The organism is Phenylobacterium sp., assembly GCF_041913825.1.
Taxonomy (GTDB): Bacteria; Pseudomonadota; Alphaproteobacteria; order Caulobacterales; family Caulobacteraceae; genus Phenylobacterium.
Genome location: NZ_JAYSEO010000011.1, coordinates 63639 through 89107 on the forward strand (window position 1 = coordinate 63639; position 25469 = coordinate 89107).

Genomic DNA, 25469 nt, shown 5'->3' on the forward strand with positions numbered 1-25469 from the left:
CTCTTGCGAACGTCAGCTAAGAGTCACGAGCTGCCTTAGCGACCGCGGTCGAGTCCTCTCCCTCGCCCGACTGAGCGCGCCAATTCGTCTGTCAAACCGCGCTGAGGACCGCTCTGGTCGATGCCAAGTTCGCTTCGCCGATGAGCCAGCGCCTGCCGCAGCTCAGGATCGCGATGTAGCTGCGTAGCAAGGCGATGGAACTCCCGCTCGGCAGCCCGGCGCGCGAAGATGTCGCCGCCTGTCTTCGCTGATCGGCTCTTTGCCTCCGTCCACTCGGCGATGAACCGGTCGGCGCGGCGTGTCACCGGATCCTTGTCGGTGACGCCATGGCGCGTTGCGAACCCATCGCTGTAGTCGAGCGTCGTGTCCTTCGGCCGTTCGCGGCTGAGCGTCGCCGCCAGCTCCGACCGGCTGCGGAAGTCTTCACGTGCATAGTGCAGCGTCGCCTCGGAGCGATGGCGCGTCATACCGACGTAGGTCGCATGCCGGTCGAGGCCGCTCGTCGCCAGGAGGTGCGCCCGGTCAACGGTGACGCCCTGGCTCTTGTGGATGGTGGCGGCGTAGCCGTGGTCGATGTGGGCGTACTCGTGAGTCGAGAAGGTGACCTGGCGAGCGCCCGGCCCATCGAGCCGCACGGAGATCGTGCTGCCGTCCAGGCGCTCGACTTCGCCGAGGGAGCCGTTCTTCACGCCCAGCGAGCGCTCGTTGCGGAGGAACATGATGCGGTCGCCGGCGGCGAATGCTCGCTCGCCACGCTCCGTCTGGATCAGGTGTTCTTCGCCGAGGTGGCCGCTGTCTCTGAGCCGCTGCCGCGCGAGGCCGTTCAGCTCGGCGACGTCGGCCCGGGTGTGCGCCAGCATGATCTGCCGGTCCGCAGGGTTGGCGCGGCGCGCCTCGTCCCACTGCTCGACGAGGCCGACGCGCGCATCAGCTCGCGTGGCGTGCTCGACCACAGACCCGTGCGCCGCGTAGCGATCAAGCGCCTGCGAGGTCCGGCCCGTGGCGAACTCCCGCGTCGCCTGCCGCTGCCAGTCGGCCGTCTGCCGGCGCACTTCTGTGATCTCGGACGCGCCGTGCCGTTCAGCGAGTGCGCGGAAGGCCGCGCCGGCCTCGATGGCCTGCAGCTGCTCCACGTCGCCGACGAGGACGACCTTGGCGCCAGCCCGCTCCGCATGGCCCAGCACCCGCTCCATCTGGCGCGAGCCGACCATGCCGGCCTCATCGATGACCAGCACATCGTTGGGACCGAGCCGGTCGCGGTCGTTCGCCCAGCTGTGCTCGAGACTGGCGAGGGTCCGTGACTTGATGCCGGAGCTGCCTTCCAGGCTCTCGGCCGCGATGCCGGAGAGCGCGGCGCCGCGGACGTTCAGGCCATCGGCTTCCCACGCCTCGCGCGCCGCGCCGAGCATGGCGCTCTTACCGGAGCCGGCGTAGCCGACGACCAGCGAGAGATCGCCGCCGCCGGTGACATGCGCCAGGGCCTCGGACTGCTCCCGCCCGAGGGTGGCGGCGCGCCCGCCATCTTCTTGCGGGCGCACCGCATGATCCTTGCGGGCGGCGAGCCGCTCGGCGGCGTCCTCCAGCCGCTGCTCGACCGCCAGCATCTCCCGGGTTGTGAAGCGCTCGCGGCCCGCGCCGTCCTTGCCCAGCGCGACCACCTCCGGCGACGTTCGCATCGCCGAGAGGGCGCGCTGGAACTGCTCGCGGTCATCGGTGTGCCGGTGCGCGAAGCGCATCAGGTCGTGGTCTGTGAAGGTGCTCTGCTGGCGGGTGATGGCGTTCAGCCCGACCGACGGGTTCGCCGCCAGGACCTCGCCGTTGCGCCGCGCGATCTCGCGATGTTCGGCGAGCCGCTCCGCCACTTCGCCGCGATCTGCGCGACCGGAGGCCGCGGCGCCGATCTTGTTCTGCGGCTCGAGGTCGATCCCCTGGTCCTTCAGGCTGCGGTGATCGATGGCGGCGTCGATGTCGAGTTCAGCGAGGCGCGCGTTCACATGCTCAGCCCAGGCCTCACGCCAATGCGACAAGAGCTCGGTGCGGTTCCAGTCGCGCGCCTTCTGGCCGAAACCGTCACCCTCCACCTGGCGCATCGACAGCATGACGTGAGCGTGCGGCTTGGGCGCGCCGTCCTCCGCCACATCCCAATGCACGTTGAGGTCGGCGACCATGCCGCGGTCGACGAACTCGCGCTGCACGAAGTCGCGCGCCAGCCGCACGCCGTCGGGCTGGTTCATCTCGCGCGGGATGGCGAATTCAACCTCACGGGCGAGCTGCGCATCCTTGCGCGCCTCGCCGGCCTCCACTTCGTTCCAGAGCGTTTCGCGATCGCGCCAACGCTCCGGTGCGCCGTCGGGCAGCATGACCTCGGAGTGGACGACGCCGGCCTTGTTGCTGAAGTCGTGGTGCCGGCCGAGCCGCTCGTCGTTCAGGCGCGACGCCGAACGATACGCAGCGGCGGCCACCGCGCTGGAGCCGTTGGCGCGGCTGATCACCTTCGCCGAGAAGTGATAGATCGCCATGACGGCGTCACTCCGCAGCCGACGTCGGTCACGACGTATAAGCGCGCACTCAGACCTGCGGCCGTTCGTGACTGGCGGGGCGGTGTAGCATCGCCCACTTGGCGGACGAACTCAACCTGAGCTAGCATGTTGGCGGGGGCGCATCCGCTGAAAGGAGCGTACCTGCATGCGCAAACCTCGCGATATCGACGCCGAACTCAAGGCGCTCGCGGACAAGGCCAAGGGCCTCAAGGCGCGCAAGATCACCCAGCTCGGCGAACTGGTCGCCGCCACCGGTGCCGACAGCTTGGACGTCGACACCCTGGCCGGCGTCCTGCTCAGCGCCGTCGAAGAGAAGGACGCGGCCGCGAAGGAGGCGTGGCGCCGCAAGGGCGCCGCCTTCTTTCAACGCGCACGCCGGAGCGGCGCGCCGCGCAACGGATCTGAGGAACACGCTCCGGGCGCTCCGTAGCAACGCCGCCGCCGTTCGGCGGGCGGAAGCCTACCGGGCGCGCACAGATACGCGGAGTTGGGTCGTGGAAAGACGCGAACGCACCCATCGGCTGATCGAACTCGGCGGCCTGATCCAGAAGTCCGGTCTGGCCGATGCCGTGGGCGACGACCGGGCGACACTCTACGGCGCTCTGCTGTCGCTGGCGGAGACGCTGTCTCCGGCCGACCGGCAGGCGACGCTGGCGCTCTGGCGCCGTCGCGGGCAGCGCGCCTTCGAGGCCGAGCAGGACGCGAAGGCGTCCCTGACCGCTCAGCCGGCGGTGACGCCGTGATCGGCCGCTACATCCTCTGCGTCATCTTCGTCATCTGGGGCATTGTGCTGGGCCAGATTGCGGGCGGCCTTGCCGGCTGGTTCATCGACGAGGTGATGGGCGCCGGCGACATCTGGCGGCGGGTGTCGATCTTCTGCGGCGCCCTATTCGGCACCGTCATCGCCTTCGGCAACTGGCGCCTTCGCTACGAACGGGTGGACGACACCGTGTACGGCTCGGCGCAGTTCGCGTCGGACAAGCGCGTCCGCCAGACTCTGCGGCGCGACCGCGGCCTCATCGTCGGCCGCGAAAACCGCCGTGGCGGCGCGCTCCTACGCCACGATGCGTCCGGCCATCTGCTCACCATCGCGCCCACCCGATCAGGCAAGGGCGTCGGCGCGATCATCCCCAATCTGCTGGCCTGCGATCGCTCGGTCTTCTGCCTCGACCCCAAGGGCGAGAACACTGGCGTCACCTACGACCGGCGCCGGCAACTCGGGTCGGTGCACGTGCTCGATCCGTTCGGGGTCACGGGCATGCCGCAGGCCCGCTACAATCCGATGGACGTCCTCGATCCCGACAACCCGGACCTCGCGGAGGACGCCGCCGTTCTGGCCGACGCGCTCGTCTACGATCCGCCAGCGCATCTCGGCGAAGCGCACTGGAACGAAGAGGCCAAGGCGCTGATCGCCGGCTTGATGCTGCACGTCGCCTGCAGCCGCCCAAAGCCGGAGCGCACGCTGGCGAAGGTCCGCGACCTCTTGAGCGGCAGCCCCGACGAGTTCGACGGCACGCTGGCCGAAATGCAGAAGAGCACGAGCGCTGGCGGCCTCGTCCGCCGCGCCGCCAACCGCCACCTGTCGAAGAGCGACCGCGAGGCGGCGGGCGTCCTCTCGTCGGCGCAGCGGCACACCCACTTCCTCGACAGCGCCCGGCTGAACGCCGCGATGTCCGGCAGCGACTTCCGCTTCTCCGACCTCAAGACCTCCTGGTGCACGGTGTTCCTCGTACTGCCGCCGGACCGCATCGACACCTACGCCCGCTGGCTGCGGCTGCTGGTGGCGCAGGGCCTGCGCGAACTGGCGCGCACGCCGGCCGAGGAAGGACCGCCGGTGCTCTTCCTGCTGGACGAGTTCGCCACGCTCGGACGGCTCGAGCCCATCGAGCGCGCCTTCGGCCTGATGGCCGGCTATGGCGTCCAGCTCTGGCCGATCCTGCAGGACATGCATCAGCTGTGGGGCGCCTATGGCGAGCGCGCCGGCACCTTCCTCTCCAACGCCAGTCTGCTGCAGGTCTTCAACGTCGCCGACTACGACACCGCCGAGTGGATCTCGAAGTCGCTGGGCGCCACCACTGTGGCGTATGAGACGTCCGGCACATCCGTCTCGCGCGCCCCAAACCAGTTCTTCAGCACCCATGGGTCGTCGACCAGCACGCACCTGGCCCGCCGCGAGCTGATGACCCCGGACGAGGTGATGCGGCTGCATCCGTCGCTGGAGATCCTGCTGCGGCCCGGCGAGGCGCCGGTCGTGGCGCAGAAGGTGCGCTACTACGCCGACCCGGAGTTCCGGGGCCTGTTCACGCTGGCGACGCCTCAGGCGCGGGCGATGCGGATCGCCGCGCGGGCGGCCGACGCGCCGCAGCTTTCGGAGCCGGAGCCTTCGCCGACGGCGCCCGGCCTGGCCGCTTCGGCCCGGCCGCCGGACGCTCCGCCGCCTTCCTGACGTTCACCGCGGAGGCGTCGATCGTGCCTGCGATGTGCGAGGCGTAGAACTTCTCGATCATCTCGACGCTCGTCCGGCAGTTCTTGGCAATCTGGTAGATGTCGGCGCCCTCCATCAGCCGCAGGCAGATGTAGGTGTGCCGCAGGCTGTAGGCGGTCCGGACATTGCCCTCCCGGTCGTGCTTGAGATCGAGCTCCGCCAGGACGGCGTTGAAGAGCTGCCGCTGCACCTTTCCGAAGATCAGGTCGGCCTGGGCCGGCGCGCCGCGCTTGGCCAGCCGCTCGAAGGGCAGCACCGCGCCCGGCATGCTCTTGCAGAAGCCGACCCCACGCTTCCCCCGCACCTCGATCTGCAGGATGCGTTCACCGCTGCCGGTATCGGAGATGACGCTGACGTCCCTGAACTGCAGCCGCGAGGCCTCGTCGGGCCTGAGGCCAGTGTTCGCCATGAACAGAACGTAGTCGTGCAGCTTCTCCGATTGCGCCCGCCAGCGTTCTTTCCTCGGCGTCCGGGCCCGCTCCCGCGTGGCCTCGTAAAGCCGCTTGTATTCCTCGGGCGAGAACCAGGCCCGGTGCGAGATCTTGCCGGACTGGCGGTAGGGGGCGCTCATGTCCGGCAAGGCATGGATCCAGCCCTGCCGGTTTGCCCACTTCAGGATCTGCCGAAGCGTCACCAACTCCTGGTGCAGGGTGCTCTTGGCCGGCGGCCGCCACGCCTTGGCCGCGTCGCCTTCCGGCGGGGTCATGCGGCTGACGCGGTAGGCCTGGATGCGGCCCGCGGTCATGCGGTGCAGCGGCGCCCTTCCGAAGAAGGGCTCCAGCCGCAGGCGCACGTGTCGGACCTTGCCCTCCACATAGACGGCGTTGCGCTCGCCGAAGGTCAGGACCTGGTACTCGGCGAGGAATCCCTCGGCGGCCTCCGTGAAGGTGTGGCTCCGCCCACGCGGGGCCGGCAGGCGTGCTTGGCGCAAGCGAGCTTCCTCGGCGGCGACGATCTCGCCGCCGCGATTGCGGACCCGATGCTCCGTGTAGACGTCCATGTACCAGTCGCGGGCGAAGTCCATGGCCGCCGCGAGGTTCTCCTCTCGGGTGGACTGGCGATGGTTGCGGCTGCCGAGGTAGGTCGAGCACTGCCAGTACCGGCTGTTCGCCCGGCGATAGACGTGGACCTTACCGTCGAGGAGCGTGTGGTGCTCGGCCTCGGACATTGCGCGCCTCGCTGTTCGCGCGCCCCCACCAGGCATACTTCTACCAAGACGGGCGGCGGGCAAGGGTTGAGGCGCAAGGTTGCGGCGGCGGCCCGGAGCCGCCGCCGCTTCCGCTAGGCGGCGTCGGCCGCTCGCGCTTGCCGACCATGCAGGAAATCGCAGGCCCGCTGGGCGTAGGCGGCGGCGCCGAAGATGAACCGCCGGTCGCCTTCGAGCACCTGCAGCCAGCTGTCGATGTAGCTCGCGTGGTCTTCGCGCGGCGTCAGCTCCAGCCCAAGATCGGCGCAAAGGAAGGCGGCCCCGAGTTCTGCGACCAGCTCTTCGCGAGCATAGCCCGCGTCGCCCCAGCGCTTGCGGCCGAAGTCGCGGTCGAGGCGGCTCGGGTGGCGGGTCCAGTGCGTGCACTCGTGGGCGAGGGTCGCGTAGTAGGCCTCCGGGTCCACGAAGGTCTCGAACGGCGGGCACTGCACGTAGTCTGGACCGATGGCGTAGTAGGCTTGGCCGCCGCCGTGGCGGATGTCGGCGCCCACGGCCCGGAAGAAGGCCTCGGCATGCTCGACCCGCTGCTGCGGCTCCGGCTGCGGTGCGGCCGGGGCGTGGAAATGCGCCGGCAGGCCCTCGATCTGTTCGACGTTGAACACGGTGTAGGCCTTCAGGAAGGGGATCTCGCGTTCGACATCCTGGCCGTCGTCGCCGGCTTCGGTGCGCTTGACCCGGTTGGCGTAGACGACAGTCGCGCCGTGCTCGCCCTTGCGGACGTGGGCGCCGAGCGCCAGCGCCTGGCGGAAGGTCATCCAGGTCGGCGCGGCGTAGCCGTGGGCCACGGCTTCGGCCCAGAGCAGGACCACGTTGATACCGCTGTAGGGCTCGCCGGAGTGGCGGAGCGGGCGGCCGATGCGGCCGGCGAGGTGCTCGGCGGACCAGGGCTTGGTCCAGGGGCGGACGCCACGCTTCAGGTCCTCGACGATGGCTTGGGTGACGCGGCTGTAGAGGTCGGGGCGAGTGTGTTCGGGCGCGCGCGACATGGCGGCCTCCTTGAACTTGGATGATGGGGATGGGGCGCCCCCCCCCCGTGCGGGGCGGCGGCTCGGGGCGGTAACTCGGCGCTGCGGCAGCGAGACCAGAACAGGCTGTAGCCCTCCACGGCGTCGACCAGGCAGGCGTAGATAGGCGCCGGGAACCTGGGGTCGTCGAGCTTGACCGAGAGGTAGTCGCGGTTCTCCCGAGAGGTCTTCTTCCAGGCGGCGCCGAATTCGGTCTGGCCGGAGAAGATGCGGAAGTCGGGGGCCTTCTCGTTGTCCTTGTCGGCCGCCCGGAACTGGGCCTGCTTGACGTTGAGGGTGAGGGTCTTGATGGCCCCGCTGTAGGAGCCGTCGGCTTGCTTGTGGAAGGCGCCGATGGTGGCCATGGGAAGTCTCCGTTTCGCTGGCGAGCCGCGCCCATCGCGGTCTCGATGGCGATCGGTCAGGCGGAGCCAGGCCGGGCCTTCACCCTGCCGGTCCGCACGCGCCCGCGCGTGGGGTGGCGAAGGGCCGGAGCGCAGCGGAGGGCGCTGGACCCAGAGGCTTTCTTGCCTCGCGAGGAATGAGGCGTACGCCTCAGGGGAAGAAAGCCGGCGGGTCGGCGTTGAAGGTCCGGATCGGCTTCGCCCAGATCAGCCAGCGAGAGAGACCGCGCCGGGCCGGGACTCGCGCGAGGAAGACGAATGGCCGCCGGCGCCGCCAAGCATCGGCCTCACGAAACGGGCCTCAGACCCCCTCGTCCGCGCCGGAACGAACGTCAGGTTGACGAAGTTGACGAGATTGCCCACCTTGGCATCTCCAGGAGCTCGCCATGACCCGCGCCGCCACCAAGAAGAACGGGACACTGGCCGACGTTGGCCGGCGAAGCGCTGCGGCCGGCCGTTTCGGCGGTGGCGCGCCAGCCGCAGGCGCGCCGGACACAGCCAGCCCAGCGCTCGCCGCTCTGCTGCACCAGGTGGAGCACGCCGTTCGCGCCGCCTACAGCACGGGCCGGCCGACCCAGCTCACCGTCCGGCTGCAAGGTTCCTCGTCTCAGGCAGAGATCGACGTCGAGCCGCTGCCGGCGGACGCGCTCCCCGCCGACATCGAAGCAGAACAGGCGCTGCTGGGGGCCCTGCTGTACGACAATGACGGGTTCGAGCACCTGGGCGCGGCGCTCACCGGGGTGGACTTCTACGAGCCGTTCCACCAGCGGCTGTTCGCCGCCCTGGAAGACGCCTGGCGCAGCGGGAAGCTCGCCGAGCCGATCGTGATGGCGGAGCAGTTCTCAAGCGACGCGGCGTTCAGAGAGCTAGGCGGCGTCCGCTACCTGGCCGACCTGGTGGATCGCGCGCCATCCACGAGAGATGTGCCGACGTTCGCCGCGCGGATCGGCGGGCTTGCCCTGCGTCGACGCCCCCCGGCGGACGATGAGCTCGAAGCCGCGCTCCGCGACGCGCGCGCCCGCGGCGAGGCCCGTGCGGCGGAGGTCCTCGCCGGGCCTGACATGCTGGGCGCCGACGACTTCGCCGGGCTGATCGGCGCCACGCGCGAGACCGTGCGCCAGAAGCTCAAGCGCCGGGAGATCCTGGGGCTGCAGGGCGCGAAGCGCGGCGTCCGCTACCCGGCTTGGCAGGTGACCCGGGACGGCGGCCTGCTGCCGGGCCTGCCGACGGTATTCGAGCTGCTGGGCGACAGCCCCTGGGCGGTGTTCCGCTTCCTGACGCAGCCGTCGCCGGCTCTGGAAGGCGAGGCGCCGAAGGATAGGCTCCGCAGGGGCAAGGTCGCAGAGGTCCTGGACCTAGCTGAGAGCCAGGCGCGCGGGGATTTCGGCTGAGTGGCGACCGAACCGCCGGAGGGATTTCGCAGCCGCTCGCTCGTCCTGCACGACGAGCCGGCCGGCGCGAAATGGCTGCGGCTCTATCGCCGGACCTTTCCCGATCCCTTGGGGTTCGGAGGGTCGGCGAAAAGCCGGTTCAGCCCGCCGCCTGAGGCCGCCGAGCGATACGGCATCGTCTATCTCGGCTCATCGGTGAATGTGACGGTCGCCGAGACCCTGGTGCGGGATCGCGGCGACGGCCGGCTTGGCGACCTCCCGATCGAACTTGCCGAGTTCGAGGCCTGGGCTTGCGCGGAGATCGAGGTGGTGACGCCGCTGCGGCTGGCGGACCTGCGCGGCGACGGGCCGCTGCGCATGGGCATCCCGTCGGACGTGGCGCATGCGGCGGACTGGCGGCTGGGCCAGCTCTGGTCTGCGGCGCTCCACGCGCATGACCTCCAGCCCGATGGGCTGATCTACCTGTCCCGGTTCACTGGCGAGCCGAACCTCGCGGTCTTCGAGCGGGCGCTGCCCAAGCTCGCTGCCACACGAATTGGAGCCCTGCTGGACCGGAGGGCGCAGCTTGCGGCGACGCTACGGCGCCTGGGCGTCGCGATCTTCTGACCGCCGCCCGGCGGCCGTTGGTCCGCCAACAACCGCCGCATGTCTGTCGCCCGGCAATGGCCGCGCTGAAACCGTGGACAGAGGACCACGGTTCGAGGTTCCATAGGATTGGGTCGACAAGACGACGTTCGGGAAGATGCCGGATCGGGACTTCAATCGCCGCAGGGCGGAGGAGCTGCTGCGTCAGGCAGCCGAGACACAGAACCTCGCGGAACGGAGCCGGCTGATCGGCGAAGCCACCATGTTCCACATGCGCGCCGTGGAAGCCGAGGTTGGGAAGCTCGAAGGCGATCCTCACGCAACTCGAACTCCAGAGGAAGATTAGGCAGAGGGAAGCCCGCGCAGGCGGACCCGCGCGGGCGAGTTGGCCGAGCAGGAGCGCCTACTCGGCGGCCATCGCCGGCGAGTCCACCGGCGCCTCCGGCGTCTCGGCCTTCGTCGTGCGCAGCAGCGGCGGCAGCCATCCGGTCCCCGAAAGCAGGACTTCGGCCGTCTCCACCATCTCGGTCTTCTTCTGGTCGCTGATCCGCTCCGCGACCTCCGCCCCCCGCGCCTCGGCGACGGCCTCCAGGATGCGCGCCTTGGTCACGCGGCCAAGGTAGCGCTCGGCGGTCGGCGCCCACGTGGTGGTCATGTCGAGCCCCGCGGCGCGCGCCAGCCGCTCGACGTGGTCCCAGGCCGCCGGCTTGCGGTCGAGCGGATTGCGCACGGCGCTGATCCCGAGGCTCACGCAATGGGCCAGCAGGTCCATCAGCTCGCCCGCCCCGAAGCCCGACACGGCGTCCCACGCCTTCGAGGGCTCGCGCGGCAGGCGCGCCGCCCAGGCCTCGTGCCGTTCGGCGATCCGTCGTCCAGCTGGGCTGTCGCTGACGCCCGGCGCATGGCCGTCGAGGTAGGCGCTGACCAGCTTCACCTCCACGCACGACGCCTGCTCGCAAGGCGGATAGAAGGCCTTGAGCGCCAGGGCGTGCACCAGGGCGGTCAGCGCCAGGGTGGGGTCGGTCGCCACGGCGTCGCGCAGGCCGACGGTCCGGTAGGCGGTCAGGTCCAGCAACAGCCGTTCCGACAAGGGCGCGCCCGCATCCTCCTCGGGCTCGGCCTCCTTCGGCGCGGTTCCATCGCTGTCACCATCCGGTTCCGTCTCGCCTTGGGCATTGTCTTCGGCTTCGGCCTCCGCCGCCGGCAGTTCGTCCTCGGGCCGGATCAGCCCTCGCTCGATGCGGGCCTGCCCGTCATGGCCGAGGATCACGAACACGCCGCCGCGCGCCACCTCGTCGGGATCGTAAGCCGGCCCGTCGCCGAAGGCGTCCAGGGCGGCATCAATCTCCTTGAAGCGGGCCTCCACTTCGGGCGGCAGCTCCTCCACCGCGTCCCACTGGCTCACCAGGGCGTCGTATTCCTCGGAGAGAGCGTCGATCTGCGCCGTGTCCGGCTCCGAGCGCTCCACCGGGTGCGGGTAGACCCGCCGCATCCCGTGGCCGTGCGGGTAGTCGAGCGAGGCCGCCGCCCACTTCCAGCCCTCCTGCGCCTGGACCTCCGAGGCGATGGCGTCCAGCTTCTCAGTCACCAGCCGGTCGAGCAGCGGCACGTCCTCGAACCAGCCGCCGCCGTCCTCGGTGAAGAGGTCGCGCAGGATGGTCCCCCCGGCCTCGCCGTAAGCCTCGGCCCCCACGAAGATCGCCCGCCGGTCGCTGGCCGGGACCTTGGCTTCGGTCATGGCGCGGCGGATCACCCCCGGCGAGCGATTGAAGGTGAGCTGGTCATAGACCTGCTCCTGCCGCCCATGATCCTCGCTGACCGCGAAGGCCATCAGCTGATCGAGCGCCAGCCCGCCCTCGCGGTAGATCGCCATCAGCTTGGGCGAGACCGCGCCGAGCCGCAGACGCTGGCGCACCACCTGGGCCGAGACGCCGAAGCGCGCCCCGATGTCCTCGGCGCCAAGACCGCGTTCTGCCGCCAGCCGCCGGAAAGCTTCGAACTGGTCCGCCGGGTGCATCTCGGTGCGGGTGACGTTCTCGTCCAGGCTGATCTCGTGGGCGTCGTTGGTCGTGTCGACCACACAGCGGACGGGCTCGCTCTTGCGGACCTCCTTGCGCTTGAGGCGGAGCAGCATGGCGAGGCGGCGGCCCTCGCCGATGGTCACCAGCCAGAAGCCGGTGGGCGCGCCGTCCTCACCCACTTCCGGCTCCACCACCGGCGCCTGCAGCATGCCCTTGGCGGCAATGGACGCGGCCAGGGCCGCGATGGCCGCTTCGCCGTGCGGGGTCTTGCGGGCGTTCTTCGGCGACTTCTTGAGCTTGTTGAGGGGCACTTCGATCACAGCGCCGGACTCGATCACGGTCTGGACGGTCATAAGGTCCTCCTTGGGCCTGGGTTGCAGGCGCACGCCGCGCCTGCAGCCCTGCCCGTCGGCGAGACCGGGTGTGCAAGCGGAGGGGCGGCTTCGCGGGGAACCGGCTGCAGGGTCCTGGAGGCCCGTCAGCCTGTGGCGCCCGGCGGAGGGGACCGAAGCTGGGCGGAAGCCGCTCCGAAGCGCGCCGAGGGCGGAGCCCTAAGCGGGCGCCGGGCCAAAGGCGCGGCGATGGGAACTATGACGAGGCGACAGCATCCGCTTCCAGCAGGTCGAGAACCGGACATGCGGGCGCATCGGCTTGTCCGTCGCACTTGCGGATGGTGTCACTGAGAATGGTCTCCAGCCGGCGAAGATCAGCGATCTTTGCGCGGACCTCGTCCAGGTGCATCGCGGCGAGCTTCTTGACGTCACCGCACGCGCGTCGCCCAGGCTGGGCCAGGTCCAGCAGCGCACGAATCTCATCCAGGGAAAACCCAAGCTGTCGGCCCCGCCGGACAAAGACGAGGCGTCGCAGATGGTGATCCTCGTACACGCGGTGGCCCGCCGCGGTGCGGTCCGGCGCCGGCATCAGGCCGATTCGCTCATAGTAACGGACGGTCTCGAGATTGACGCCGCTGGCGGTCGCCAACCCCCCGATCGTGAGGCCTCGGGAAGCGCGCATGTGATTAAGCCTTGACCCTGTAGTCGCTACGGGTGGGAGAGGTAGCAACGGTTAGAGGGAAGCGCGAGCGTGACAATCCAGGCGACAGCATCATCCGCGCGCAAAGACGCGGCTCTTAGTTGGTCAGCTGTTTGCGCCGCGTGCTTGGCGGTATTCGCCTGGGCCGCGTGCTGTGTGCTGCCAATGGCCCTCGCGGCCGCAGGCCTGGGCCTAACCGGGGCAGCCTTCGTCGCCGGCCAACGCCTGTGGCTGACCATCGGCGCAGCCCTGGTCCTGGGCGCTGGCTGGTGGCGCATCGGACGCCGGGCGCGGGCGTGCAAGATCGCTGGGGGCTGTGCGCCGCCTTCTCAGCTGTCCGTGATCCTGCTTTCACTCGCGACAGCGCTGCTGGTGCTGGCGATCCTTTGGCAGCCGTTCGTAGAGCCAAAGGCTCTGATGATCCTGAGGACCTTACGCGCATGAACGCGATGACCTTTGAGCTACGCTCCACGCTGACCTGCCCCGAGTGCGGTGGGCGGACAACGGAGACCATGCCGACGGACGCCTGCCAGTATTTCTATGACTGCCCGTGTTGCAGCGCAGTTCTCAAGCCGAACGCCGGCGATTGTTGCGTCTATTGCTCGTACGCCGACGTTCCGTGCCCGCCGGTCCAAGAAGCTCGCGCGAACGGCGGAGCACCGTCGTGCTGCAGCGCAGCCAGCGGCTGAAACGTTACGCGCCGGCGACCGCTTAGCAAGGATGCGGCCGCAAGGAGCCTGCGCGCGGCGGAGCCGGCGCTGCATGGCGGGACGCTGCCGCGAGCGTCGGGCGGCGCGGTGCGCCCGAAGGGTCGCTCCCGCAGGAGCCGCGCCCGGCGCGGCGGGACAGCGAGCGACCGCCCGGCGCTCTCCCACCCTGCGAGGGCGTCAGCTTCCTAGGCTGCCGACGGGCCTCGTGCGGCGCTGATGCACGTCGGGTGAGGGTGCGCGTTCGAGCACCTGGTCCGGAGCCGGATCCCGGCGCGCCGCGAGCCAGGCTTGGACCTCGTCGAAGCTCCAGGCGACGCAACGGGGCGTCAGGTTGAAGCGACGGGGGAACTCGCCGCGGCGCTCCATCTCATAGATCGTCGTGTCGCTCAGCGGCACGAGCCTCCGCAGCTCCGCACGTCGGATGCAGCGGGTGATGACAGGGTTGGGCATGAGCGCGCTCCGCAAGCTTCGAAGGACTGACAAAGTCACCTTCTTGCGAGTCGACCTGGGGGAGGAGCGGGCCTACAGGTCCTGGGAGCGGGGGCGTTGCGGGGCAGGCTGTGCAAAAACTCACCGCGGGATCCTGGCCGACGAGTTCGCACCGTTTCACCTTGCTAGTGTCGGCGGTCCGTCACTAGGTCGTGGGCGGTGTTCGGAATGGGAGAGTGTGTTGGTCCAGCAAGCCCGGGATCTGCTCGAAGCCCGCCAAGTGCCGATCTACTTCGGCGCGGTCGCAATCGCGGCGGCCGTGGCGGTGTTGGTGCCGGGCACGGGCAGGCTCGAAGCGGTGATAAACCCGGCGCTTGCCTTCATGCTCTTCGTCACTTTCCTCCAGGTGCCGCTCGCCGACCTCGGGCGCGCGTTCACGCGCTGGCGCTTCGTGGCGCCGCTGCTCGCCGCCAACTTCCTGGCGATCCCGCTACTCGTGGCGGCGTTGACGCAGTTCCTGCCGCCCGATCCGCTCATCCGATTGGGCGTGCTGCTCGTGCTGCTCACGCCCTGCATCGACTACGTCGTGACCTTCGCGCACTTGGGCCGAGCCGACGCCAAGCTGCTGCTGGCGGCAACGCCGGCGCTGCTGCTCCTCCAGATGGCGCTGCTGCCGATCTACCTGACTCTCTTCCTCGGCGATGAAGCGGCCCGCCTCGTTCAGGTCGGCCCGTTCCTCCACGCCTTCCTCTGGCTCATCGCCATGCCGCTGGCGCTTGCCGGCCTGGTGCAACTTTGGGCGAGCCGATCGGAGACAGGCACGAAAGCAGCCTCCGCTCTCGGTATGCTTCCGGTGCCGGCAACAGCGCTCGTGCTCTTCGTCGTCGTCGCCGCCGTCGTGCCGCAGCTCGGGCAGGCCTGGAGCGCCGTGCTGACCGTCCTCCCATCCTACATGGCGTTCGCGTTCCTTGCCCCCTTCGTTGGGTGGGGAGTGGCGAGGCTGGCCGGTCTGCAGGGCAGCGAGGCACGGGGCGTCGCCTTCAGCGCGGCCACCCGCAACTCGCTCGTGGTGCTCCCGCTCGCGCTCTCCGTGCCCGGTGCGCTTCCGATTCTGCCGGCGATCATCGTCGCGCAGACGCTCGTCGAGCTTGTGAGCGAGCTCGTCTATGTCCGAGCTATCCAGCGGCTGGGAACGGCTGCTCCAGCCTAAATGTGCTTGCTTTGCTGCTGATTCATCCCAGCAAATCTGCCAGAATCCGCATCGATCAAGCGTCGGCGGAGGTTCGGAGTGGGTCACATCGAAGGATTTGATCGAGGTCAGGTCAGTCTTTTGCCGGCCTGCATCGACGACTACGTTGCTCCCCAAGCTCTAGTGCGGATCGTCGACGCGTTTATCGGCAGCCTCGACTTGGCCGAGCTTGGGTTTGCCCGCGCTATCGCCGCCTCAACGGGTCGCCCAGGCTTCCATCCAGCCGACATGCTCCGCCTCTACGTGTGGGGCTATCTCAACCAGGTCCGCTCGTCTCGACATCTCGAGCGCGCCTGTGTGCGCGACCTGGAGGCGCTTTGGCTCATGCGCCGCCTCGCGCCTGATTACCGGACCATCGCCGCCTTTCGGCATGACAACCCCGAAGCCATCGTGCGCGCGAGTGCTGCCTTCGTGCAGTTCTGCCGCGAGCAGGGTCTCGTCGGCGGGCATACGGTCGCGCTTGATGGGACCAAAATGCGCGCCGCTGCCAGCCCCAAGAACATCGCCGGCGCCGAGAGGCTCACCCGCGACCTCGCCCACACCGAGCGCGAGATCGCCTACTACCTCGACCGGTTGGACGCGATCGACGAGCAGGTGGCGCAAGGGTTCGACGACCAGCCAGCGCACCGCGAGGCCTTCGCCGGCGCGATCGCATCGCTGAAGCGGCGCAAGGACCGGCTCGCCCGCCGACAGGCCGAGCTGGCGCGGCGCGACGAGAAGGTGCTCGTCTTCGGCGAGCCCGAAGCGAAGCCGATGGGCTACGCTCACGCGCCGAAGCTGCCGTCATACAATCTCCAGAGCGTCGTCGACGTGGAGAGCGGCCTCATCATTCACCACGACGTGTTCAACGACGCGAACGACAGCCATATGCTGCGCCCCATGTCGCTCGCGGCGAAGGAGGTGCTCGCGGCCGACGAGTTGCACGTCCTGACCGACGGCGGTTACTCGAACGCGGAAGAGGTGGCCCGCTGCGAGGCCGAGGCGATCACCGTGTCGGCGCCGATCAAGCGCGGCGCGATGAACAGCGAGCACTTCCGGCCCACCCAGTTCGTCTACGACGAGGCAAGCGACACCATCCGCTGCCCAGCCGGGCAGACAATGCGACCGTCAGGCATCCACACACGCAACCGGGCGATCCGGTACCGCACGCCCGCCTGCAAGACGTGCAGCCTGAAGCCGCGCTGCACCCCAGGCGCGCAGCGGGCCATCCACCGCCTGATCGACCAAGCCGCGCTCGACCGCATGGAGGCCCGCATCTACGCCGACCCGAGCCTGATGCGGATCAGGCGGTGCACCGTCGAGCACCCTTTCGGCACGATCAAGCGAATGTCGGGCGGGGGCAGGTTCCTCACCCGCGGGCTCAGGAGGGTGAAGGCGGAAGCGGCGCTCTCGGTAGTGGCCTTCAACATCATGCATGCGATGAACGCCTTTGGAGCTGAGAAGCTGACCGGAGCTGGCTGACCCCTCGCGGCTGTACGCGCCTGATCCCCGCGAGCAGCGTCACCCGCGCTTTCGGTGCGAGTTTCTGCACAGCCTGGGGGGCGCTCCCCCGCTGGAAGGGGTCGGACGAGACCGTCAGGGCTCGACCGCAGGGGAAGGCTTTCCCCTCCAGCCTCCAGACTAGGCCTGCTTGAGGCGGACGCCCGGGCCTAGGACGTCGTCCGCCGGGATGAACACCACGCCAGCCCCCTCCAGCGCCCCCTGCACGGCCGCCACATTAGCCGCGGAGCTCCGCCCCGGACCTTGCGCCCCCTCCATCCGCACAATCGTCGGCAGGGACAGCCCCGAGGCGGTGGCAAGCGTCGGCTGGCTCCAGGCCAGCAGCGCGCGCGCGGCGCGGATTTGGGGTGCTGTCAGCATGAAGTGATAATTTTGTGATCTTCTAAGCGCATTTTATGTTGACAGCACCTCCTGCTCGCCATGATCATAATCTTATCATAGGTGATTAGTAGGCGACAATCATGGGCTCACGTCAATCGGCGGCGGGCGAGCGCGCCCGGCTGCCTGCGCTCTCCCGACGAGCCGTCCTGGTCGGGACCTCGGCGGCGGCCACCGCGCCTCAGGCTGGCGTGGCCCATCCGCTCCCGTCCGTCACAGCGTCCGGGACCGCCACGGGCCTCTACCGGCGCTGGATCCATCTGGATCGAGAGATCGAGCGCCTGCTCCTGCGCTGGGGCGACATCGAGGGTTGGCTGTTCGAGACGCACAACTGGCACCGGCTGAGCGAAGCGGAGCAGGCGGCTTTGCCTGCGGGGCAGGCGCTGCGGGACCTGGACGCGCAGCTGAAGCGGCTGTGCGCGGAGCGGGATGGCTTGCTCGACAAGCTTCCCAGGTCCGGCGCCGACACACTCGAGACCGTCGCCGCGCGGCTGGCTGTGGTCGAGCGGCTGCTCTACCGCGACGACCATCCCGAAGCGTACGACATGATCCTGGGCTCCCGACGCGATCTCACGACGCTCATGGCCCCGTCCCGTGAGGGCCCTTGATCATGGGTTCAGGACGTCCTCCCGTCGCACACCCGGCGCGCTTGGCAGCGGTCTCCCGCCGGACCCTGCTCGCCGGCGCCTCCGCCGCAGCCGCCGCGCGCCCCGTCGGCGCCGCGCCTCTGCAACTGCCGGCGGGCTCCTCGTCTCCGGACCCCACGAAGCCCTACCGGGCCTTGCTCCACCTCGACGCCAGGATCTCCCGGCTACGGTGCCGGTGGGCGCGGCTCGAAGCCTATATCGAAGACCAGCCCTCCCAGCCGGGAAGAATGCTGGCAGGCGCGCAGGAGCTCCGTGACATCGACGGCATGCTGGAGCTCCTCCTGGAGCAGCGCGCCGTGCTGCTGGAGGCCCTGCCCAAGCAGGGCGCGACAAGCCTGGAGGAGGTGATCGCCCGGCTCGCGGTCGCCGAGCAGCTGATCTGGACCGACGACCACCTGCAGGCCCAGGCGATGATCGCTGGCTCGCGCCGGGACCTCACCGCACTCTTGGGCGAGCGTCGCCCGCCGGCACGCTAGTCCGATGGAGACCCGCTTGGAGGACGCGCTCGCCTATCTGCTGGACCTGCGGCTGCGCTGCCGGGGAAACCCCGAGGCCATGGTGCTGGTCGACCGTTGCCTTGCGCTGCTGGCGCGCGCGGAGAGCGCGGACGCCGCCGAGCTGCCGCAGCTGGAGGCGGAGATCGAGGCCATCCGCCTAGAGCTCGCCGAACGCTTCGGACCGCCCGGCGAGTTCGTGCGGCACTGACCTGCGCCAACGATCAACCATGCTGAGCGAAGACCCAGGTCTTGCCGCCTGAAAGCAATAAGAGCGTGGCGTAGGCTTCGCTGCGTCCATCGTCCCGCACTGAGACGTGTTGGAGACTAGGCCGTCTTCATGGAGCTGCTCGGCCGCTGCTTTCAGCTTTGGCCCTACATTGTCGACCTCGTTGGTAAAGCCTTCGCCAAAGATCGAAAGGACCCCGGAAGCCCCGAACACCTTCGCATAACTATCCCATGACGGGAGAGTCTGCCGCCGTACTTGGTTCCTGCTCTTGCAAATCCGGAACGCTGGCTGCGCTGTAGGCGTTGCCGCGAGGGGAACAGAGGGAACGCCCATGCTGACGAACAATGGACTTGCATCAACCTGGCTCATGACGGGCGCAGCAATCGCCATCCTGGGTCTCGCCGGGTGCAACAAGAACAACGAGAGCACCGAGGCGCCGGCCGCGACCCCGGCAGAGTCGGCGGCCTCACCCGCGAGCGCCGATGCGACGATCCCGGCCAGCGGGCCCGCGGCGGTCTTCATGCCGATCGAAACGGACATGAAGCAGAAGATGGCTGCAGCGGTCGGCTCCACCGTCGAAAGCACCTGGGCGATGAAGATGATGGCTCACCACCAGGGCGGTATCGACATGTCGCGGGCGCTGCTCAACCAGTCCCCCAACGGGCCGATGCACGACATGGCCCAGAAGACTATGGACATGCAGGCCAAGGACCGGGCCGAGCTCGACAAATGGGTTCAGGCGCACGCCGACGAGCAGGGCGGCCAAGCCAACCCATTCGCCGAGATGGAAGCGACCATGAGCCAGAAGATGATGGCGGCGACCGGCGCCGACGCGGACCAGACCTGGGCGCGTAAGATGATCGAACACCACCAGGGCAGCATCGACATGTCGAAGCGGGTCCTGCAGGACGCCAAGGACCCTGAGATCCGGCGGATGGCGCAGAAGACCATCGACATGCAGACGAAAGAGATCGCCGAACTGCAGTCGAAGCTCGGCGGCTGATCCCACCTGCCGCCGGCAAGCCACCGCCGGCGGCAGGCCCGATCATGAGGGGTTCATGTGCCGGGTGCGTATATCCCTCTGAACACTTCAGTCGGGATATCCACCATGATCCGTCATCACCTCGGTGTCGCGGTCGCTGCGGCGACCCTTCTCGTGGCCTCGCAAGCCGCCGCCCATGCGAAACTCGTGTCGTCGAACCCGGCCGCCAACGCCACGGTCGCCGCGCCGAAGACCATCACCCTGACGTTCAGCGAGAAGCTGGTGCCGGCCTTCTCCAAGTTCGAGGTGGTCATGCCCGAGCACGGTGGGATGAAGGTCGCTGTGAAGACCACCGTCTCCAAAGACGGCAAGAGCCTCACGGGCGCGCCCACGGCGGCGCTGAGCGCCGGCGCCTACAAGGTTGTCTGGACGGCAGCGACGGCGGATGGCCACAAGATGTCCGGCGAAGTCGCCTTCAAGGTTGGCTGATCGTGCTTGAGCCTGCGGTCATCGTCCTCAGGCTGGCGCAATATCTGGGAGCGATGGTCCTGATGGGATCATCGCTCTTTTTTGTCTACGCACTGCCGGGGCGAGGAGATGGATCCGCGGCCGAGGCGCCATGGACACGTCGGCTTCTAGCGGCCGCCGGGGCGCTGCTCGCCGTGACGGCTCTGTTTGCCGTGATCGGCCAAGCCAGCGTTCTCAGCGGCTCTCTCACCGAGGGGCTGAAGCCGGAGACCCTAACCGCCGTCGTCACCGGCATGGATCTCGGCAAGGCCGCCATAGCGCGGGCCGTCGCGGCGGCGCTTGCCGTCATCCTGGTCTTATCGCTCAAGCCCTCCCGCACCACCTGGATGGCCGTTGCGGCGCTCGGCGCCCTGGCGACAGGGAGCTTGGCCTGGATGGGCCACGGAGCCGCCACGGAAGGCGGCGGCTCGTCCGTCCATCTCATCTCTGACATCCTGCACGCCTGGGCAGCGGCGGTCTGGATCGGCGCGTTGGTCGCCTTCCTTCTCTTGCTTCGAACGCCGACACCAACGCCCGCGGCGACCGTCGCGCTTCACCGCGCCCTCCACGGCTTCTCCGGGGTCGGCACGGGTCTCGTCGCGGTGCTCCTCGCGACCGGCGTCATCAACGGCTGGTTCCTGGTCGGTCCCGACCATCTCAGCGGCCTCTGGACGACGCCCTACGGCCGGCTCCTATCGCTTAAGCTGGTCCTGTTTGTCGCGATGCTCGGGCTTGCGGCGGCGAACCGCTTCCAACTTACGCCGGCGCTCGGCCTCGGGCTCGGCGCTCCCGAAAGAGAAGGCGCGGCGCTCGCTGCCTTGCGGCGGAGCGTCCTCATCGAGACCGGCGTGGGGCTCGCTGTGCTGGCGCTGGTCGCCTGGCTCGGCACGCTCGCGCCGCCGGCGGCGATGTGAGGCGTGGCGCCCCGCGCTCTAGCCCTCACCCACCGACCTTTGTGGATCGGCGGCAAGAGCGCGATGAGCGTTGGACGCGGGCTGACACGATGACCATTAGTGATCGCGCCAGTCCAGAGACGATCTCCCAGTCTCGGCCATGGGGTTCGGGGCGAGTCCGGGCGCATCGTCAGCGGCAACGCTGGCGACAAGGCGGCGCTCGACCGCAGGCTCATGCACGACGGCAGCGAAATCGCCACCATCAACAAACAGAAAGCCGCGGCACGGCGTTGCCGCCTTGCCCTGTTCAGCCGTGCCGGGCGAACACTTGGGTCTTAGCTCGCGGCAGCAGGAGCAGGGTGTTGTACGCTTCCTTGCGGCCGTCCGGCGTCTCCATCCCGGGCGAGCCGATCGGCATGCCGGGGACCGTGAGCCCGAGCGCCTTCGGCCGTTCCCGGAGCAGGCGTGCGACATCCGCCGAAGGCACGTGCCCCACCACGACATAGCCGCCGATCGTCGATAGGTGGCAGGAGGAAAGCTCGAAGGGCACGCCGTGGCGCCTGTTGAACGGCGTCACATCCTCCACCGTCACCACCTTGGCGCGATAGCCGGCCCGGGTCATGGTGGTGATCCAGCCCTTGCAGCAGCCGCACGAGGCCGTCTTGTAGACGGTTAAGGGCGGCGGCGCGGCCGCCCACGCGGCAGACGCCGCCATGGCGGCGGCGGCAGAACCCAGCATCTGGCGACGGTTGATCATCACGGGCCTTCCCTGTCTCACCGCCCGCCGCAGCAGGAGCCCCGCGCCGGCGCCGGCGCTTGCGCCGCCTCGGCCGGAGTGTACCCCGCTTCCCGGATCGCCTTGCGCACGGTCCCGTCCGCGGCCGAGGTCGAGACCTCGACCGACTTGCCGGCGAGGTCGATGTTCACCTCGGCCGAGGAATCGACGCTCTTTATGGCCTCGGTGATCGCCTGGACGCAGTGGCCGCAGCTCATGTCGCTGACTTGATAGCGAAGCATCGGAATCTCCTTCTTGATCGCCTCGCCTTGTCAGATGGGGCTTCCCACGGTGGGAAGGTCAAGGGCGTCTAGTCCTGAAGCCGGGTCAGGATCGCCTTCATCTGCGCGATCTCCCTCTTTTGGGATTCCATGATCCCGTTCGGGCCGTAGCAGAGCTCGCGAAGCTCCGCGTCCTTCAAGGCGGCTTCCTTGCACATCAAGAGCGCGCCGGAATGGTGCGGGATCATCGATTGCACAAACTGACGATCCCCGACGAGACCCTGTGCGCGGATGCCGATGAACGCCAGAACGAAGATCGCGACAAAGGCCGCATGGAGGCCCAGGTTGAGCTTCCGGTTCATGTACATGGACCGCATCGTCAGCAGCATGATGACGGCCATCGGCGCCCACATGACGAGGGCCATGTAGAAGAAGTTGATGTTCTGGATGAACTCACCCCAGGTGAAGATCATTGCGAACATCGCCAGGTACATGACCAGCAGGCTCAGCCCGAGGTTCACGGCGAGCATCACATAGTGATGCCTCATTGTTTTCTGGCTCATGTGGGCGCCATGGCGGTGAGACTCATCCATCGTAACCTGCCTCTCTCTGGTTGCGCGATAACCTCCGAAACCTGACGCGCCCTTAGAACCACGCCCTCAGGCCAACTACGAAGCGCGTGGATTCCGCCTTCTCTCCGTGGGCACGAACAAAATCGGCCGTGTCGCCGATCGACCGCTCGTATGAGACGCCCACGTAGGGCGCGAACTCTCGGCGGATTTCGTATCGGAGCCGAAGGCCAAGCTCGGCGCTTGAGAGCCCCGATCCGATCTGGCTCTCCGGGATGTCCTGCGCGGCGAATTCCAGCTCCGCGCGCGGCTGCAGGATCAGGCGCTGCGTCAGACGAAGGTCGTAGCTACCTTCCGCCCGGGCGAGCAGGTCGCCCCTGTCGGACAGGAACAGGGCGCCCTCGGCCTCGAACCAATACGGGAACATGGCATCGACACCGACGGTGGCGTAGGCCCGCCCGCGCGGCTCGAGGTCATAACGAACGCCAGCTTGGACATCCGTGTAGCGGGCGACCGCGCGCGAATAGAGCAGCTGGATCTCGGCTGATTCCACTCCTTCGCCGGACTGTCCCTCGCCCTCGCTCTTGAAGGCGAAGCGGTTGATATCGCCGCCATACCAGCCTTCAACTTCCCAGCCGTAGCGATCGCCATCCGGCGCCCACTCGAGCAGGTCGGCCTGAAGCTTGGAGACACGGGCGGCGCCGTGCTCGTTCTCCAGGATCGACCGCGCTCGAGCCATCGCGTCTCGGCCGAACACCCGGTCGGCCACGCTGTCCCGGATCACCTCGGGGGGCGGCGCATTGCCGACCGGCAAGTCCGCGCCGGTCTGCCCGCCCGCCGCCGGCTCCGTGGCGTGGCCGGCGTGAGGATCTGCCGCTGCTGGGGGCTCGGCCGGCATCGCATGGCCAGCGTGCGGGTCCGCAGGCGCGGCCGCAGGAGCCGCGGGCATGGCGTGGCCGGCGTGTGGGGCACCGGCTGCCGGCGCAGGCATCTGATGGCCGGCGTGCGGATCGGCTGAGGTCGGCGGCGCAGTCTCGGCGGGAGCTGCGCCGGGTTCGGTCGGCACTTGGTGGCCCGCGTGAGGATCGGCGGCGGCTGGTGCGGCCGGCATCGTGTGCCCGGCGTGCGGGTCGGTCTGCGCGAGGGCGGCGGTCGCTGACCCGGCCAGCAGCAGCGCGAGGAGCGAAGTCCGGATCATGCCGCCGCTCCTTGCATCGGGCGCACCTTGAAGACCTGAAACATGCCCGCGTGCATGTGGTAGAGCATGTGGCAGTGGAAGGCCCAGTCGCCGGCTTCCGCGGTGATGTCGAAGCTGACCTTCCCGCCCGGCGCGACGTTCACCGTGTGCTTGCGCGGCATGAAGCCGACCGGTCCGTGCACCAGCTCGAAGAAGTGGCCGTGCAGGTGGATGGGGTGGGTCATCATCGAGTCGTTGATCAGGGTGATGCGCACCCGCTCGCCCGTACGGAAGGAATAGGGCGGGGGGTTCTCGCTGAACTTCCAGCCGTCGAACCCCCACATGAACCGTTCCATGTTGCCGGTCAGACGGATGTCCAGGGCCCGATCCGGCGGCCGCTGGTCTGGGTTGGGCGCCAGCGCGATGAGGTCCTTGTAGACGAGCACCCTATGGCCGACGCTTTCCAGGCCGAGCCCTGGCTCGCCTGTGCGGTCCATCGGCATTGGGGCGATCATCTGGACGCCCGGGCCCTTCTTGATCTGGGGCGCCTTCGAGTAGTCGAGCATGTTCATCGACATGCCACCCATGTCACCCATCACGTCGGAGCCGCGGCTTCGCGGTGGCGCCATGCCGGGCGGCGCGGAGGACGCCATGCCGGCCATGCCGCCATGATCCATCCCAGCCATCGTCGAGGGTTGGCTCGGCGCCATGGCCGAGTGATCCATACCCGCCATGCTCGAGTGATCCATGCCTGGCATGTTGGAATGATCCATCGCAGGCATGCTGGAGTGGTCCATGCCCGACATGCCGCTGTGCGCCGACATGTCCATGCCCATGTCCTTCATCGTCAGGATGGGCCGCTCACGGAGCGGCGGCACAGGTGCGGTCATCCCCAGGCGGGGCGCCAGCGTCGCGCGCCCCATGCCGGAACGGTCGATTGCTTCTGAGACGAGGGTGTAGGCGCGGTCCTCGGCCGGCTGCACGATGACGTCGTAGGTTTCGGCGTTGCCGATCTGGAACTCGTCCACTTCGACGGGGCGCACGTTCTGGCCGTCGGCGGCGACGACCGTAAGCTTCAGGCCAGGGATCCGGACGTTGAAGATCATCTGGGCCGCGGCGTTGATGAAGCGCAGGCGCACGCGCTCTCCGGGCGTGAAGATCCCGGTCCAGTTGTCCTTGGGCCCATGGCCGTTGATCAGGAAGGTCTGCACCGCGCCGGTGACGTCGGAGATGTCGGTCGGATCCATGAGCATCTTGGCCCACTCGATCCGCTCGGCCAGAGTCTGGTCCTTCCCCGCCAGCAGCCCGGCGATTGTCTGGCGCTGGTAATTGAAGACGCCGCCCTGCTGCTTCAGCCGCTTGAAGATCAGGTGCGGGTGCATCTCGCTGTGGTCGGCCAGGACGACGACGTGCTCGCGGTCGGCGCTGACCGGATCGGCATCGGCCGGCTCGATGACGATCGGGGCGTAATGGCCTTCGGCTTCCTGCAGGCCCGAGTGGCTGTGGTACCAGTAGGTGCCCGACTGAATGACCGGGAACTCGTAGACGAAGGTCTGTCCCGGCGGGATGCCGGGGAAACTCACGCCCGGCACCCCGTCCATCTGGAACGGCACCAGCAGGCCGTGCCAGTGGATCGAGGTGTCCTCGTCAAGGGTATTGGTGACGGCGATCCGCACCCGCTGGCCTTCCTTCAGGCGCAACAGCGGCCCCGGGACGGTGCCGTTGATGGTCACCGCATGGCTTTGCTTGCCGTCGATGGTGATCGGCGTGTGCCCAATGGTGAGCTTGATGTCCTCGCCGGAGAGCGTCTGCAGGGTCGACAGAATGCCGGGGGATGCGCTGAGCGCCCAACTGGGGAGGAGCGAGCTGATCGCCGCGCCGCCGCCGAGGATGGCGGCGCCGCGTACCAGCGAGCGGCGATTGAGGTCAAAGGTGCGCGGAGGCATCAACGATCCTAGAAACTGAATTTAGGCGCAGGATCAGGCTTCCCACCGTGGGAAGGTCAACCCGTCGGCCTTTCAAGGATCAACGCAGCGCAGC

Annotated in this window: 26 protein-coding genes and 2 pseudogenes; 15 read left to right on the forward strand and 13 right to left on the reverse strand. The window is 68.6% G+C overall.

The annotated features are described in order from the left end of the window. Positions 1-35: 35 nt before the first annotated feature. A complete protein-coding gene (traA, locus tag ACE3Q8_RS11055; protein ID WP_374470340.1) occupies positions 36-2519 on the reverse strand; it encodes a Ti-type conjugative transfer relaxase TraA in 2484 nt (827 codons plus the stop codon). 166 nt (positions 2520-2685) lie between these two features. Here traA and ACE3Q8_RS11060 point away from each other — a divergent pair, with 166 nt between their 5' ends. The 3 genes and pseudogenes from ACE3Q8_RS11060 to ACE3Q8_RS11070 form a co-directional block, all read left to right on the forward strand. Beyond that, positions 2686-2970, forward strand: a complete 285-nt coding sequence (locus ACE3Q8_RS11060) for a conjugal transfer protein TraD (protein ID WP_374470341.1) — start codon at positions 2686-2688, stop codon at positions 2968-2970. 64 nt (positions 2971-3034) lie between these two features. Beyond that, positions 3035-3283: a conjugal transfer protein TraD gene (locus ACE3Q8_RS11065; RefSeq protein WP_374470342.1), complete on the forward strand. Its 249-nt coding sequence runs from the start codon at positions 3035-3037 to the stop codon at positions 3281-3283. Positions 3284-3378: 95 nt separating this feature from the next. After that, positions 3379-4821, forward strand: a pseudogene (locus ACE3Q8_RS11070) (type IV secretory system conjugative DNA transfer family protein); the annotation flags it as partial. A gap of 19 nt (positions 4822-4840) precedes the next feature. Here the strand turns inward: ACE3Q8_RS11070 and ACE3Q8_RS11075 are convergent. From ACE3Q8_RS11075 to ACE3Q8_RS11085, 3 genes and pseudogenes are all read right to left on the reverse strand, one after another. Continuing rightward, positions 4841-6193 carry a tyrosine-type recombinase/integrase gene (locus ACE3Q8_RS11075; RefSeq protein ID WP_374470343.1) on the reverse strand — a complete coding sequence of 451 codons (1353 nt, stop codon included), beginning with the start codon at positions 6191-6193 and terminating at the stop codon, positions 4841-4843. A 113-nt stretch (positions 6194-6306) separates the two neighbouring features. Beyond that, positions 6307-7218, reverse strand: coding sequence for an ArdC family protein (locus ACE3Q8_RS11080; protein ID WP_374470344.1), 912 nt, complete (start codon positions 7216-7218; stop codon positions 6307-6309). 83 nt (positions 7219-7301) lie between these two features. After that, positions 7302-7601 (reverse strand): annotated as a pseudogene (locus ACE3Q8_RS11085) (DUF736 domain-containing protein); the annotation flags it as partial. A 425-nt stretch (positions 7602-8026) separates the two neighbouring features. On the opposite strand from ACE3Q8_RS11085, the gene ACE3Q8_RS11090 reads away from it, so the two are divergent. Both ACE3Q8_RS11090 and ACE3Q8_RS11095 read left to right on the forward strand, forming a co-directional pair. Beyond that, on the forward strand, positions 8027-9031 hold the full coding sequence (locus ACE3Q8_RS11090; RefSeq protein WP_374470345.1) for a DnaB-like helicase N-terminal domain-containing protein: 1005 nt from the start codon (positions 8027-8029) through the stop codon (positions 9029-9031). Beyond that, positions 9032-9637 (forward strand): RES family NAD+ phosphorylase, encoded by a 606-nt coding sequence (locus tag ACE3Q8_RS11095; RefSeq protein ID WP_374470346.1) that lies wholly within the window; start codon positions 9032-9034, stop codon positions 9635-9637. A gap of 382 nt (positions 9638-10019) precedes the next feature. Here the strand turns inward: ACE3Q8_RS11095 and ACE3Q8_RS11100 are convergent, their stop codons facing one another. Next, the gene (locus tag ACE3Q8_RS11100) at positions 10020-11990 is read right to left on the reverse strand and encodes a ParB/RepB/Spo0J family partition protein (protein WP_374470347.1); all 1971 of its coding nucleotides are present in this window, start codon (positions 11988-11990) and stop codon (positions 10020-10022) included. Positions 11991-12225: 235 nt separating this feature from the next. After that, the gene (locus ACE3Q8_RS11105) at positions 12226-12618 is read right to left on the reverse strand and encodes a helix-turn-helix domain-containing protein (protein WP_293383827.1); all 393 of its coding nucleotides are present in this window, start codon (positions 12616-12618) and stop codon (positions 12226-12228) included. A 216-nt stretch (positions 12619-12834) separates the two neighbouring features. On the opposite strand from ACE3Q8_RS11105, the gene ACE3Q8_RS11110 reads away from it, so the two are divergent. Together ACE3Q8_RS11110 and ACE3Q8_RS11115 are read left to right on the forward strand one after the other, a co-directional pair. Further along, on the forward strand, positions 12835-13113 hold the full coding sequence (locus ACE3Q8_RS11110; protein ID WP_293410871.1) for an MFS transporter permease: 279 nt from the start codon (positions 12835-12837) through the stop codon (positions 13111-13113). After that, a complete protein-coding gene (locus ACE3Q8_RS11115) occupies positions 13110-13358 on the forward strand; it encodes a GDCCVxC domain-containing (seleno)protein (protein ID WP_293383824.1) in 249 nt (82 codons plus the stop codon). The genes ACE3Q8_RS11110 and ACE3Q8_RS11115 overlap by 4 nt, the downstream gene beginning before the upstream one ends. A gap of 198 nt (positions 13359-13556) precedes the next feature. Here ACE3Q8_RS11115 and ACE3Q8_RS11120 read toward each other — a convergent pair whose 3' ends face one another. After that, the gene (locus ACE3Q8_RS11120) at positions 13557-13829 is read right to left on the reverse strand and encodes a helix-turn-helix transcriptional regulator (protein WP_374470348.1); all 273 of its coding nucleotides are present in this window, start codon (positions 13827-13829) and stop codon (positions 13557-13559) included. Between the two features lie 220 nt (positions 13830-14049). Here ACE3Q8_RS11120 and ACE3Q8_RS11125 point away from each other — a divergent pair, with 220 nt between their 5' ends. Beyond that, on the forward strand, positions 14050-15018 hold the full coding sequence (locus ACE3Q8_RS11125) for an arsenic resistance protein (protein WP_374470349.1): 969 nt from the start codon (positions 14050-14052) through the stop codon (positions 15016-15018). A gap of 78 nt (positions 15019-15096) precedes the next feature. Then, positions 15097-16518 carry an IS1182 family transposase gene (locus tag ACE3Q8_RS11130; RefSeq protein WP_374470350.1) on the forward strand — a complete coding sequence of 474 codons (1422 nt, stop codon included), beginning with the start codon at positions 15097-15099 and terminating at the stop codon, positions 16516-16518. A gap of 159 nt (positions 16519-16677) precedes the next feature. Here ACE3Q8_RS11130 and ACE3Q8_RS11135 read toward each other — a convergent pair whose 3' ends face one another. Beyond that, positions 16678-16917 (reverse strand): transcriptional regulator, encoded by a 240-nt coding sequence (locus ACE3Q8_RS11135; protein WP_374470351.1) that lies wholly within the window; start codon positions 16915-16917, stop codon positions 16678-16680. A gap of 101 nt (positions 16918-17018) precedes the next feature. On the opposite strand from ACE3Q8_RS11135, the gene ACE3Q8_RS11140 reads away from it, so the two are divergent. From ACE3Q8_RS11140 to copD, 6 genes are all read left to right on the forward strand, one after another. Further along, entirely contained in the window at positions 17019-17543 is a 525-nt protein-coding gene (locus tag ACE3Q8_RS11140; RefSeq protein ID WP_374470352.1) for a helicase, read from the forward strand. A 266-nt stretch (positions 17544-17809) separates the two neighbouring features. Beyond that, complete coding sequence (locus tag ACE3Q8_RS11145) at positions 17810-18058, forward strand: hypothetical protein (protein WP_374470353.1); 249 nt, start codon at positions 17810-17812, stop codon at positions 18056-18058. Between the two features lie 16 nt (positions 18059-18074). Continuing rightward, positions 18075-18287, forward strand: a complete 213-nt coding sequence (locus ACE3Q8_RS11150; RefSeq protein WP_374470354.1) for a hypothetical protein — start codon at positions 18075-18077, stop codon at positions 18285-18287. A 349-nt stretch (positions 18288-18636) separates the two neighbouring features. Next, a complete protein-coding gene (locus ACE3Q8_RS11155) occupies positions 18637-19308 on the forward strand; it encodes a DUF305 domain-containing protein (RefSeq protein WP_374470355.1) in 672 nt (223 codons plus the stop codon). 105 nt (positions 19309-19413) lie between these two features. After that, on the forward strand, positions 19414-19776 hold the full coding sequence (gene copC / locus ACE3Q8_RS11160; protein WP_293421750.1) for a copper homeostasis periplasmic binding protein CopC: 363 nt from the start codon (positions 19414-19416) through the stop codon (positions 19774-19776). 2 nt (positions 19777-19778) lie between these two features. Then, a complete protein-coding gene (gene copD, locus ACE3Q8_RS11165) occupies positions 19779-20708 on the forward strand; it encodes a copper homeostasis membrane protein CopD (RefSeq protein ID WP_374470356.1) in 930 nt (309 codons plus the stop codon). Positions 20709-20994: 286 nt separating this feature from the next. Here the strand turns inward: copD and ACE3Q8_RS11170 are convergent, their stop codons facing one another. From ACE3Q8_RS11170 to ACE3Q8_RS11190, 5 genes are all read right to left on the reverse strand, one after another. Further along, complete coding sequence (locus ACE3Q8_RS11170) at positions 20995-21444, reverse strand: DUF411 domain-containing protein (protein WP_374470357.1); 450 nt, start codon at positions 21442-21444, stop codon at positions 20995-20997. 17 nt (positions 21445-21461) lie between these two features. Beyond that, positions 21462-21704 carry a heavy-metal-associated domain-containing protein gene (locus tag ACE3Q8_RS11175; RefSeq protein ID WP_374470358.1) on the reverse strand — a complete coding sequence of 81 codons (243 nt, stop codon included), beginning with the start codon at positions 21702-21704 and terminating at the stop codon, positions 21462-21464. Between the two features lie 68 nt (positions 21705-21772). Beyond that, the gene (locus ACE3Q8_RS11180; RefSeq protein ID WP_374470359.1) at positions 21773-22276 is read right to left on the reverse strand and encodes a DUF305 domain-containing protein; all 504 of its coding nucleotides are present in this window, start codon (positions 22274-22276) and stop codon (positions 21773-21775) included. Between the two features lie 52 nt (positions 22277-22328). Further along, complete coding sequence (locus ACE3Q8_RS11185; RefSeq protein ID WP_374470360.1) at positions 22329-23450, reverse strand: copper resistance protein B; 1122 nt, start codon at positions 23448-23450, stop codon at positions 22329-22331. After that, complete coding sequence (locus ACE3Q8_RS11190; protein ID WP_374470361.1) at positions 23447-25375, reverse strand: copper resistance system multicopper oxidase; 1929 nt, start codon at positions 25373-25375, stop codon at positions 23447-23449. The genes ACE3Q8_RS11185 and ACE3Q8_RS11190 overlap by 4 nt, the downstream gene beginning before the upstream one ends. Between the last annotated feature and the right edge of the window lie 94 nt (positions 25376-25469).

Excerpts from the sequence above, each read along its gene's own strand:
- traA (WP_374470340.1), bottom strand. The coding sequence starts at position 2,519 with ATGGCGATCTATCACTTCTCGGCGAAGGTGATCAGCCGCGCCAACGGC.
- ACE3Q8_RS11060 (WP_374470341.1), top strand. The coding sequence starts at position 2,686 with ATGCGCAAACCTCGCGATATCGACGCCGAACTCAAGGCGCTCGCGGAC.
- ACE3Q8_RS11075 (WP_374470343.1), bottom strand. The coding sequence starts at position 6,193 with ATGTCCGAGGCCGAGCACCACACGCTCCTCGACGGTAAGGTCCACGTC.
- ACE3Q8_RS11080 (WP_374470344.1), bottom strand. The coding sequence starts at position 7,218 with ATGTCGCGCGCGCCCGAACACACTCGCCCCGACCTCTACAGCCGCGTC.
- ACE3Q8_RS11090 (WP_374470345.1), top strand. The coding sequence starts at position 8,027 with ATGACCCGCGCCGCCACCAAGAAGAACGGGACACTGGCCGACGTTGGC.
- ACE3Q8_RS11100 (WP_374470347.1), bottom strand. The coding sequence starts at position 11,990 with ATGACCGTCCAGACCGTGATCGAGTCCGGCGCTGTGATCGAAGTGCCC.
- ACE3Q8_RS11110 (WP_293410871.1), top strand. The coding sequence starts at position 12,835 with ATGGCCCTCGCGGCCGCAGGCCTGGGCCTAACCGGGGCAGCCTTCGTC.
- ACE3Q8_RS11115 (WP_293383824.1), top strand. The coding sequence starts at position 13,110 with ATGAACGCGATGACCTTTGAGCTACGCTCCACGCTGACCTGCCCCGAG.
- ACE3Q8_RS11120 (WP_374470348.1), bottom strand. The coding sequence starts at position 13,829 with ATGCCCAACCCTGTCATCACCCGCTGCATCCGACGTGCGGAGCTGCGG.
- ACE3Q8_RS11135 (WP_374470351.1), bottom strand. The coding sequence starts at position 16,917 with ATGCTGACAGCACCCCAAATCCGCGCCGCGCGCGCGCTGCTGGCCTGG.
- ACE3Q8_RS11140 (WP_374470352.1), top strand. The coding sequence starts at position 17,019 with ATGGGCTCACGTCAATCGGCGGCGGGCGAGCGCGCCCGGCTGCCTGCG.
- ACE3Q8_RS11145 (WP_374470353.1), top strand. The coding sequence starts at position 17,810 with ATGCTGGCAGGCGCGCAGGAGCTCCGTGACATCGACGGCATGCTGGAG.
- ACE3Q8_RS11155 (WP_374470355.1), top strand. The coding sequence starts at position 18,637 with ATGCTGACGAACAATGGACTTGCATCAACCTGGCTCATGACGGGCGCA.
- copC (WP_293421750.1), top strand. The coding sequence starts at position 19,414 with ATGATCCGTCATCACCTCGGTGTCGCGGTCGCTGCGGCGACCCTTCTC.
- ACE3Q8_RS11170 (WP_374470357.1), bottom strand. The coding sequence starts at position 21,444 with ATGATCAACCGTCGCCAGATGCTGGGTTCTGCCGCCGCCGCCATGGCG.
- ACE3Q8_RS11175 (WP_374470358.1), bottom strand. The coding sequence starts at position 21,704 with ATGCTTCGCTATCAAGTCAGCGACATGAGCTGCGGCCACTGCGTCCAG.
- ACE3Q8_RS11180 (WP_374470359.1), bottom strand. The coding sequence starts at position 22,276 with ATGGATGAGTCTCACCGCCATGGCGCCCACATGAGCCAGAAAACAATG.
- ACE3Q8_RS11185 (WP_374470360.1), bottom strand. The coding sequence starts at position 23,450 with ATGATCCGGACTTCGCTCCTCGCGCTGCTGCTGGCCGGGTCAGCGACC.
- ACE3Q8_RS11190 (WP_374470361.1), bottom strand. The coding sequence starts at position 25,375 with ATGCCTCCGCGCACCTTTGACCTCAATCGCCGCTCGCTGGTACGCGGC.